Origin of the sequence: Mesorhizobium sp. M7A.F.Ca.US.005.03.2.1, assembly GCF_003997795.1 — a bacterium.
Lineage (GTDB): Bacteria > Pseudomonadota > Alphaproteobacteria > Rhizobiales > Rhizobiaceae > Mesorhizobium > Mesorhizobium ciceri.
Genome location: NZ_RZRP01000175.1, coordinates 1 through 9,016, shown reverse-complemented (window position 1 = coordinate 9,016; position 9,016 = coordinate 1). Strand labels below are relative to the sequence as shown.

At 62.7% G+C, this 9,016-nt stretch carries 13 protein-coding genes and 1 pseudogene; 7 read left to right on the top strand and 7 right to left on the bottom strand.

Features of this window, described 5'->3' with window-relative positions; translation table 11 throughout:
* A partial coding sequence (locus tag EN991_RS12520; RefSeq protein ID WP_164769007.1) for a helix-turn-helix domain-containing protein occupies positions 1-333 on the bottom strand: 333 nt, incomplete at its 3' end.
* Positions 334-436: 103 nt separating this feature from the next.
* Here EN991_RS12520 and EN991_RS12515 point away from each other — a divergent pair.
* A complete protein-coding gene (locus EN991_RS12515) occupies positions 437-1,036 on the top strand; it encodes a dihydrofolate reductase family protein (RefSeq protein WP_013530731.1) in 600 nt (199 codons plus the stop codon).
* Positions 1,037-1,060: 24 nt separating this feature from the next.
* On the opposite strand, the gene EN991_RS12510 is transcribed toward EN991_RS12515, so the two are convergent.
* The 4 genes from EN991_RS12510 to ada all read right to left on the bottom strand — a co-directional run bounded on the left by EN991_RS12510 (position 1,061) and on the right by ada (position 4,013).
* Positions 1,061-1,804, bottom strand: a complete 744-nt coding sequence (locus EN991_RS12510; RefSeq protein ID WP_127368858.1) for a 2OG-Fe(II) oxygenase — start codon at positions 1,802-1,804, stop codon at positions 1,061-1,063.
* Positions 1,801-2,355, bottom strand: coding sequence for a methylated-DNA--[protein]-cysteine S-methyltransferase (locus tag EN991_RS12505; protein WP_127368857.1), 555 nt, complete (start codon positions 2,353-2,355; stop codon positions 1,801-1,803). Before EN991_RS12505 ends, EN991_RS12510 begins: the two co-directional genes overlap by 4 nt.
* Positions 2,356-2,660: 305 nt before the next feature.
* Positions 2,661-2,888, bottom strand: coding sequence for a hypothetical protein (locus EN991_RS12495; protein ID WP_127368856.1), 228 nt, complete (start codon positions 2,886-2,888; stop codon positions 2,661-2,663).
* Positions 2,889-2,900: 12 nt separating this feature from the next.
* Positions 2,901-4,013: a bifunctional DNA-binding transcriptional regulator/O6-methylguanine-DNA methyltransferase Ada gene (gene ada / locus EN991_RS12490; protein ID WP_164766125.1), complete on the bottom strand. Its 1,113-nt coding sequence runs from the start codon at positions 4,011-4,013 to the stop codon at positions 2,901-2,903.
* Between the two features lie 130 nt (positions 4,014-4,143).
* On the opposite strand from ada, the pseudogene EN991_RS12485 reads away from it, so the two are divergent.
* Positions 4,144-4,438, top strand: a pseudogene (locus EN991_RS12485) (type II toxin-antitoxin system HigB family toxin).
* Positions 4,438-4,836, top strand: coding sequence for a type II toxin-antitoxin system HigA family antitoxin (locus tag EN991_RS12480; RefSeq protein ID WP_127367261.1), 399 nt, complete (start codon positions 4,438-4,440; stop codon positions 4,834-4,836). The pseudogene EN991_RS12485 and the gene EN991_RS12480 overlap by 1 nt, the downstream one beginning before the upstream one ends.
* A gap of 15 nt (positions 4,837-4,851) precedes the next feature.
* Here the strand turns inward: EN991_RS12480 and EN991_RS12475 are convergent, their stop codons facing one another.
* Entirely contained in the window at positions 4,852-5,544 is a 693-nt protein-coding gene (locus EN991_RS12475) for a helix-turn-helix domain-containing protein (protein ID WP_024501641.1), read from the bottom strand.
* A 176-nt stretch (positions 5,545-5,720) separates the two neighbouring features.
* Here EN991_RS12475 and EN991_RS12470 point away from each other — a divergent pair, with 176 nt between their 5' ends.
* Complete coding sequence (locus EN991_RS12470) at positions 5,721-6,047, top strand: DUF1330 domain-containing protein (RefSeq protein ID WP_013530739.1); 327 nt, start codon at positions 5,721-5,723, stop codon at positions 6,045-6,047.
* Positions 6,048-6,168: 121 nt separating this feature from the next.
* Positions 6,169-6,705: a hypothetical protein gene (locus tag EN991_RS12465; RefSeq protein WP_206519198.1), complete on the top strand. Its 537-nt coding sequence runs from the start codon at positions 6,169-6,171 to the stop codon at positions 6,703-6,705.
* Positions 6,706-6,765: 60 nt separating this feature from the next.
* On the opposite strand, the gene EN991_RS12460 is transcribed toward EN991_RS12465, so the two are convergent.
* Positions 6,766-7,215 carry an ester cyclase gene (locus EN991_RS12460; RefSeq protein ID WP_127368854.1) on the bottom strand — a complete coding sequence of 150 codons (450 nt, stop codon included), beginning with the start codon at positions 7,213-7,215 and terminating at the stop codon, positions 6,766-6,768.
* Positions 7,216-7,470: 255 nt separating this feature from the next.
* Here EN991_RS12460 and EN991_RS12455 point away from each other — a divergent pair, with 255 nt between their 5' ends.
* Together EN991_RS12455 and EN991_RS12450 are read left to right on the top strand one after the other, a co-directional pair.
* A complete protein-coding gene (locus tag EN991_RS12455) occupies positions 7,471-7,572 on the top strand; it encodes a hypothetical protein (RefSeq protein WP_013530742.1) in 102 nt (33 codons plus the stop codon).
* A 137-nt stretch (positions 7,573-7,709) separates the two neighbouring features.
* A partial coding sequence (locus EN991_RS12450) for a diguanylate cyclase (RefSeq protein ID WP_127368853.1) occupies positions 7,710-9,016 on the top strand: 1,307 nt, incomplete at its 3' end.

Sequence of the window (9,016 nt, the reverse complement as noted above, 5' to 3'; positions counted from 1 at the left end):
GTCCAATCTCTCGTCGGCCTTGCGGTGCCTGCTGCCCCAGGCGCCGAGCGTCGCCAGCACCGGCAATAGGTCGATGCCTGCTTCGGTCAGCCGGTAGACCGTTCTCAAGCCATGCGTCGGGTCGTCGCTTCTGGTGAGGATGCCTTCGTCCTGAAGCGTTTGCAGTCGCTCGGCCAGCGTGCGCGAGGAGATGCCTTCGTCGGATTGCAGGAATTCGCGAAAGTGCTTTTTCCCGGCGAAGACCATGTCGCGGATGATGAGCAGCGTCCAGCGGTCGCCGATGAGTTCGAGCGACAGGTTGATCGGGCAGTCGGATTTTTCGCGCGTCGCCATCTATGGTTCCATTTCTAAATCACTTTACTATTGACATCGTTTTGGCCTTGCGTCAACAGTTCCAAATGTAAACTGTTTTGCGATAGCCGTGAGGAGAATGACGGTGAAAAAGCTGGTCCTGCAGATGCAGATGTCGGTCGACGGCTTTGTCGGCGCCACCGAGGACCATTCCTGGCAGCTCTGGGAGTGGGGTGACGAGAGCGCTTGGGACGATGAGCTGAAGCAGGACTTCAACGCTGTCTTCACAGGCGTCGATACCATCCTGCTCAGCCGCAAGATGGCGCAGGAGGGCTATCTCACCCATTGGGGCAATGCCGCCAAGAAGTTTCCGCACGATCCGTTCTACGCCTTTGCGCAACGCATCGTCGACGCCCGCAAGGTGGTGCTCAGTGATAAGCTCAAGCAATCGGCCGGGGAGCCGGCCTGGGAGCGCACGAGCGTGGCCAGCGGCGACCTGCCGCGCGAAGTCAATGCGCTGAAAGCGGGCGAGGGCGGCGACATGGCCGTGTTCGGCGGCGCCGGTTTCGCGTCGGCGCTGATTGCGGCCGGGCTGGTCGACGAGTTTCAGCTTTTCATCAACCCGGCGGTGCTGGGTGCGGGCCGCCGGATTTTTGATCAGGGCGGTTTTAGAAACCTGCGGCTGCTCGGCTCGAAGACCTATGACTGTGGCATGGTGGTCAGTCGCTATGCACCGGCGGGGTGAGGGGGACCTCCATCTTCTCCCTGCTCACTTCGCATCGTGAAAAATAATCCCGACCGTGTGGCGCATGCCTGAGCGCAGCCGGCTGACGCCATGACGCAGGTTGACGCGGTAATTGCCTTTGGTGCCCTGCACCGGCCGGTTGTGGACGGCAAAGACAACGGCGTCGCCCTGGCGCAGCGGCACCACCTCGACCCGGCTCTGCATGCGCGGCCGCTGCTCGGTCAGCGCGAACTCACCGCCGGTGAAATCCTGGCCCGGTTCGGAGAGCAGGATCGCCACCTGCAGCGGGAAAGCGAGGTCGCCATAGAGATCCTGGTGCAGGCAGTTGAAGTCGCCAGGCACATATTGCAGCAGCAGCGGCGTCGGCCGCGTCTGGCCGGCGGCATGACACTGATCGAGAAACGCGGCATGCGTCGCGGGATAACGCATGGCCTGCCCCATCCGCTCGTTCCACCGATTGGCGACCTCGGCCAGCCTGGGATAGAGCGCGCTGCGCAGGCCGCCCAGAAGGTCGGGCAAGGGATAGCGGAAATAGCGGTACTCACCCTTGCCGAAGCCGTGCCTGGCCATATGGATGTGGCTGCGGAAATGCTCTTCTTTGGGATAGAGGCCGGCGATCTCCCGGCATTCTTCGGGCGACAGCAGCTTTTCAATCACCGCGCAGCCGAAACCGTCGAGTTCGGCTGCAAGGGCGGGCCAGTCGTAACCGGCGACACGCGTCTGAGCAGCTTCAACCGCCGATGCGGCAACCCTAGCATGGGCATTCATATCGTAGCCTCCTTGTCGATCAGAGCGCGCTTGCGCTCGAGGCCCCAGCGGTAGCCCGACAGCGTGCCGTCGGCGCGGACAACACGGTGGCAGGGAATGCCCAGCGCAATCGCGTTGGCCGCACAGGCCGTCGCCACGGCACGGGCGCCGTCCGGCTGGCCGAGGCGCTGGGCCAGCGCGGCGTAGGTGATGGTGGCGCCGCACGGGATGCCTCGGAGCGCCTCCCACACGCGCTGCTGGAATGGCGTGCCGCGGCGCAGGTCGAGCGGCAGGTCGAGACCGACGCCAGGTATTTCGACGAAGCGCGCGATTGCCGCGAGATCGTCGCGCAAGGTGGCCCGGTCTTCGACCAGTAGCTTGCCCGGGAAGCGATGGCCAAGATCCCGCTCCAGCGCGTCGGCGTCCGAGCCGATCAGGATGGCGCAGACGCCGATCTGGCTGCGTGCCGCCAGGATTTTACCGATCGCGGATTCGCCGATGGCGTAGGTTATGATATCGAGGGCGGCGAGCTTGGTGACTGTCGCCGGAATATTGGTTTGTACGAGGTTCATTGCCTTCACTCCTTTTGTCTGTGCCTGAACCCTAGCCACCTACCAGCCGTGTCTCACTCCGGTGCTTGCTTTCAAATTCGAATCCCCAAGGCAGGTGCTCTACGGCGCCCCCCTCTGTCCTGCCGGACATCTCCCCACAAGGAGGGAGATTGGCAGTTCCTGCGCCGGCTCTCGTCCTGAAACGTTGGAGATTGGAGAAGGTCGCGATGACAGCCAATCTCCCCACAAGTGGGGGAGATGTCCGGCAGGACAGAGGGGGCGCCGTAGAGCGCTGATTTGGATCATTGGCACTTCGCCTGAGGACGTCATGCGACACGGGTGACGGAAATTTCGCCCAGCACGAACACTTCGCCTGATGACAGGCGCAACTCAACCTCGCCGGTTGCGGTGCGGCTCCATTCGGCTTTGCCATCATCGACCATCTGGCCGATGGCGGTCATCAACCGTGATTTCGCGTCAGGGGCGCGGCGGCTGCCGGCAGCTTGGGTCTGGATGTTCGCATCGGTGGTGGGAGACCTTGCCATCGCGCGCATTGCCGGTCCTCGTCAGGCCCGCACCGACCGGTTGGCATTGTCGGACGCTGCCTCGCGGTCGAGCAGCGCGCGCTTGCGCTCCGCGCCCCAGGCGTAGCCGGAAAGTGCGCCGTCCTTGCGGATGACGCGGTGGCAGGGAATGGCGACGGCAAGATTGTTGGCGGCGCAGGCGGCGGCGATGGCGCGGGTCGCCTTAGGTGCGCCGATGCGATGCGCGATCTCCGCATAGGAAACCGTTTGGCCGGCGGGGATGGCGCGCAAGGCCTGCCAGACGCGCTGCTGGAACGCCGTGCCGCGGACGTCGAGCGGCAGGTCGAGGCCGAGCGCCGGAGCCTCGACGAAACCGACGACGCGGGCGACCAGCGCCTCGTAGTCGCGGTCGCCACCGATCAGCCGTGCCCTGGGGAAACGATCCTGCAGGTCGCGCACCAGCGCGTCGGGATCGTCTCCGAGCAGGATCGAGGCGACGCCCTTCTGGCTGGACGCGACCAGGATGGTGCCGAGCGAGGTCTCGCCAACGGCGAAGCGGATCTCTTCGTCGGCGCCACCGGCGCGATAGCGCGTCGGCGTCATGCCGAGCATGCCAGTGGATTTCTCGTAAAAACGTCCGCTTGAGTTGAAACCGGCATCGTAAATCGCCGTCGTCACGCTGGCGCCGTCTTCCAGGCCCTGGCGGACCCTGGCGGCACGGTGCGCGGCGGCAAAATCCTTCGGCGTCAGCCCGGTGACGGCCTTGAAGATGCGGTGGAAATAACCGGCGCTGCGGCCGGCGGCATCCGCCAATTCAGCCAGCGAGGGTTCTTCCTCGCTCTGCTCGATCCTGCGGCAGGCAGCGGCGACCATCGCCGCGTTGCCGGCCTCGAGCGACGGGCCATGTGGATCGCAGCGCCGGCACGGGCGAAAACCGGTCGCCCTGGCCTGGTCCAGCGTGTCGTGCAACTGCACATTTTTCGGATTGGCGCGCCGAGACGGACAGGAAGGCCGGCAATAGACGCCCGTCGTCGCCACCGAATACCAGAATGCGCCGTCGGCGGATTTGTCGCGCGCGACGATGCGCGCCCAGCGCGGATCGTCGGTGATTTGCAGCGGCGCGGACTTCAGATTCTTGGCCAGGGTGATGAACATGACCGCATTGAAGCCACCACAAGCCGGCCCCGCCACCCGTTTCCTGACAAGTGCCTGGAGAACCTCACTTGCCTTTCCCAATTTGGGAAAATCCTCTTGTTCCCAATTTGGGAATTTGCTATATCAGGTCATGCAGATAATTGCCAAGAAGGCGCTGAAGGATTTGGGCAAAACACAATCAGGCCGAAGCTCCTTTGACGGCTTGGTATGTGGCTGTCGGGAATGCTGATTGGAAGACCCCGGCTGACGTCAAGGATGCGTTTGGAGCGACAGTTGATTTCGTCGGTGACAATCGCATCATTTTCGACATTAGCGGCAACAAGTATCGTTTGATTGTCCACGTCGCCTACAAGTTTCACCGCGTTCTGATCAAATTCGTCGGCACGCACAAAGAGTATGACAAGATTGATCCGGAGAAGGTGTGATGGAAAACATTCGACCCATTAAGACCGTCGCCGATTACGATTGGGCGATCGCCGAAATCACTAAATATTTCGAAAATGAGCCGGAGGTCGGCTCTCTCGATGGTGACCGGTTCGACGTTCTCGCAACCCTGATCGAGGCTTATGAGGATAAGCACTACCCGATTGAAGCACCGGATCCCGTTGAAGCCATTCATTCGCACATGGAACTGTTCAACCTGTCGCGGAAGGCGCTGGCCGAGGTGATCGGATCATCACCCCGGGCGACCGAGGTGTTGAACAAAAAGCGCGCACTCACCCTGGATATGGTCTTCAAACTGAACAAGGAATGGAAAATTCCCGCCGAAGTCCTCGTGCAACCCTATCACCTTGCAAATGACAGGGGCCGCAGGCGCGCCTAACATGCACCGATTCTCCTAAGCCGCGCGCTTGGGTTCCACCGCGAATGGGCTGAGGCCGAGCCAGGTCTGCATCTTCCTGCCGATGGCCTGGTCGCCGGTCAGGGCAACCCTGGCGCCGGCCTTCTCGACGGTCAGCACTCCCATCCAGATCGCCGTCATCGTGTGCAGGTCGGTCGAGACGTAGAGATCGACATCGAAGCCCGGATCGTACCAGCACAGATCGACCTCACCGTGCTTCTCGACGATCAGCCACCACGACCGTTTGGACGCCGGGAGATCCTGATACAGGAATTGTATCACCGTGCGCCCTTCAGGCAGCGGCGAGGGGTTTAGATTGCGCCGCATGTCCCACATCAGCAACGACGGATCGAGGTTCTTCAGCGACAGCCGGGACTCGACCCATTTCTGCCCCCAGAAGCCCATTGCCTCGACGACAGGACGCAAATCCCGGCCGGCTTCCGTCAGCCGATATTCGAAGATGCCTTTTTCGCCCGGCACTTCCTTGCGCTCGACGATCCCGGCGATCTCAAGTTCCTTCAGCCGTTGCGACAGAAGGGTCGGCGACATTTTGGGGACGCCGCGGCGAAGATCGTTGAAGCGGGTCGAGCCGGCCACCAGTTCACGCATCAGCACCATGGTCCAGCGGGTGCACAGCACCTCAGCGGCCATCGATAGCGGGCAGAATTGTTTGTATCCGTGCTGGCTCATGATTGGTGCCTCTCCCTCAAACCTGACCGAATATTAGGCCTTCATGAATGAAGCGGCCAGTACGGAAACTGTACTGCCCCGGTACAGATCGCGGACTGGTTGGCGAGGGTCCTGCCATGCGAGCCTTTTGGCCGGTTGCACGGGATACGCCTGTGCACCGCAACCAGGAGACCACCATGACCGCCTACGTTATCGCAGACATCAAGATAAACGACCCGCAGTGGGTGCCGGCTTACGCCGCCTCGGTGCACGATCTCGTCCACAAGCATGGCGGCAGATATCTGTCGCGCAGCGGCAATGTGAAAACGCTTGAAGGCAAGCCGCTCGATACCACGCTGATCGCGCTGATGGCGTTCCCGTCGGAAGCGGCGGCGCGCGCCTTCACCACCGATCCTGCCTACGCGCCCTTCGTCTCGGCCCGTCAGGACGGCAGCGACAGCCGTTTCCAGATGATCGACAACACCGATCTGGCCGGAACGATCCCGTATCTGCCGAAGGGATGATCCTTTTCGGTAGCCGTTACATCAATTTCGGGATCTCCAAGCAACAACAGCCACAGCGCTTGCCTGCCGGGCCTCCGTATTTTCGGCGGCCGGCCAGCTGTGCTTTTTCAAGAAGAATGGAATGAAGATGATATCAAACTTTCGCAGCGGACTTCTTATGGCGGGGACCATGCTGGCAATCTGCACCACCCTCGCGCAGGCGCATCAGGAGCCGGCTGAAGCTGCCTCCGGCCCCAACCCGCTGGCCGACAAGGTGCGGGCTGTCAACAGCCGGTTTGTCGACGTCAAGACAGCGGTATCAGAGGGCTATGCGCCTATTCCTTGTGCCAGCGGCATCACCGGCGGCGCCATGGGCATCCACTATGTCAACGGCCAGTATCTGAAGGACGACAAGATCGACATCGCCCGTCCCGAAGCTGTGATGTACGAGCCGATGGCCGATGGCACGCTGAAGCTGGTGGCGGTCGAGTACATCACTTCGAAAGGACCGGCATCGTTGGACGGCCAGCTGTTCAACTTCAACAACGCCCCCAACCGCTATGGCCTGGGTGAATTCTACGAGCTGCATGTCTGGGCCTGGAAAGGGAACCCGACAGGCACGTTCGCCGACATGAATCCGAAAGTGTCATGCGAGCACGCAATGGCGCCGAGCCAATAAGCAATGAGGCCAGGCGGCATTGACGCCGCCTGGCCCGAACGATCGTTTTGCCTGATCGCCTCAGGCGGTCTTGATCAGACCGAGCTGGGTGAGGGCGGCGACGCCGTCATCGAGGCCGATTTCCTCGACGATCCTGCCGTCAACCACCTTCAGCACCGTGGTGCCGGTGAAGCGCATGATGCGGCCGGTGGCGGCCGGCAGCGAACCGACGAGGAAGTCGCCGAAGGCTGGGCCGGTATGCGTGCCGCCGCCCTCCCACTGGCCGACGACATAGTCGCCCTCGGCAATCAGGTCGGCGGTGGCCCAGAAGTTGAGGTCCGGGAAGGCGGCGCGGAAGTCGGCCATGAAGGCCTTGATGTCGTCGCGGCCGCGGCGCGGCTCGTGCAGCGAATATTTCAGCAGCATGTCGGGTGCCGCGATCTCGTCGACGACCGACAGATCGCAACGTTCACCCCAGAAGTGGGTGAACCATCTGACGACGACGGCCTTGTTGTCTTCTTGCTTGGTCATTGGAAGGTCCTTGTTGTTGTCGTGCATGGGATCATCGGCGCCGCCGATGATCCAGGGGTCACCGGCTTGCGCCGCTGACCTGGGCAGCAGTAGGACGATCCGCCAGACACAAAACTCCGGTTCCTGCCGGCCAATCGAAAAGGCGGGTTCGGCGCCGGGCAGGGCCGCCTGGGCCGGAACCCGTTCCGCTGAGCCCAAGCATGGCTGCCCCGCCTCAGCTAGACCCTGGAAATCGGATGGCCACGGGAGAAGGCGATGGCAATGAAGAAGACCTATGAAAAGCCGAGGCTCGAGAAGCGCGAAAGACTGTCCGGCGTGACGGCGGGCAATGTCGTGTCGTCGACCTGGGGAAATTGACGGCTGCCTGGAGTAGTTCGGTACGGCCTTGATGAACAGGGGCTCCCAATCAGACGTCGAAACTCCGCCCGCGCGGTAACTGTTTCTTCTCTGGTTTTGCCGCAGATTGCGCCGCGGTGGAGCAGGCGAAGCAGACGATGGCGCGTCAGGATAAGAAAAGTCGCAATGGAACGTTCTGGGCAAAAGCCCTGGAGCGCGCGCATCTTGGCGTCTGGGACTGGGATCTTGTGACCGGCGACTGCTTTTATTCCGCGACCTGGGCGCGGATGCTAGGCTACGATGAGAGCGAATTGGCCAACACCAGCGACCTTTGGCTGCAACTGACCCATCCCGACGACCGCGAGCGGGCGCTGGCCAGCGGCGACCGCCACATTGCCGGCCTGACCGACGCCATCGAGACCGAATTGCGGCTGAAGCACAAGCAGGGACATTGGGTGTGGGTGCTCGATCGCGGCGGCGTCGTCGAGCGCGACGCGATGGGAAAGCCGCTCAGGCTGATGGGTGTGCAGACCGACATCTCCAAGCAGAAGGCCGCCGAGGCCGAACTCGAGCAGGTCAATGTGCGCTTCCGCCTGGCGCTCGCCGCCAGCGGCACCGGCATCTGGCACCACGACCTCGCGGGCGGCAAAAGTTATTGGGACCAACGCACCAGGGAGATTTTCGGGCTCGTCTCCGACACCGCCGAAGTCGAGCGCGACCACTGGTTCGGCTATCTGCATCCGGACGACAAGGACGCCGCGTCGCGCGCGCATCTGGTGCCGCTCGAAACGGACAAGGTCACCGCCGTGCAATACCGCATCGTGCGGCGCGACGGAGAGGTCCGGCACATAGAATCCCTGCTGCGTTTCATCGCCGACCCGCAAATTCGGGACCGCCGGCTGGCGGGGCAGATCCTGGGCACGGTGCGCGATATCACCGAAGACAAGCAGCGCGAGCAGGAGCTTGCCTATGCGGCCCGCCATGACGCGCTCACCGGTCTCTTGAACCGCGCCGCGTTCGACCGGCTGCTGGCCGATCATATCGCGGCCGCGCAGTTGCTGCCGCTTTCCGTGTTCTATGTCGATCTCGACTACTTCAAGGCGCTCAACGATTTTGCCGGCCACGCGGCCGGCGACCTGGCACTGAAAAGCGTTGCGCAAGGCATTCTGGGCTGCCTTCCCGCGAAGGCGCATGCCGCGCGCCTGGGCGGTGACGAGTTCGCGCTGCTGATGCCCAATTGCGATGCGGCGCAGGCCGGGCGGCTGGCCGACGCGGTACTTGCCGCGGTTCGCGATGCCGAACTTGGATCGACGGCCACGTCGCGCAAGCTGGCGGCCTCGATCGGTATCGCTTTCGTCGATGACGCCGACACGACGGTGGCCGACGCGCTGGCCTGTGCCGACGACGCCTGCTACGCGGCCAAGGCCGCCGGGCGAAACCGATTTGCCGTCTTCTCCACCGATAC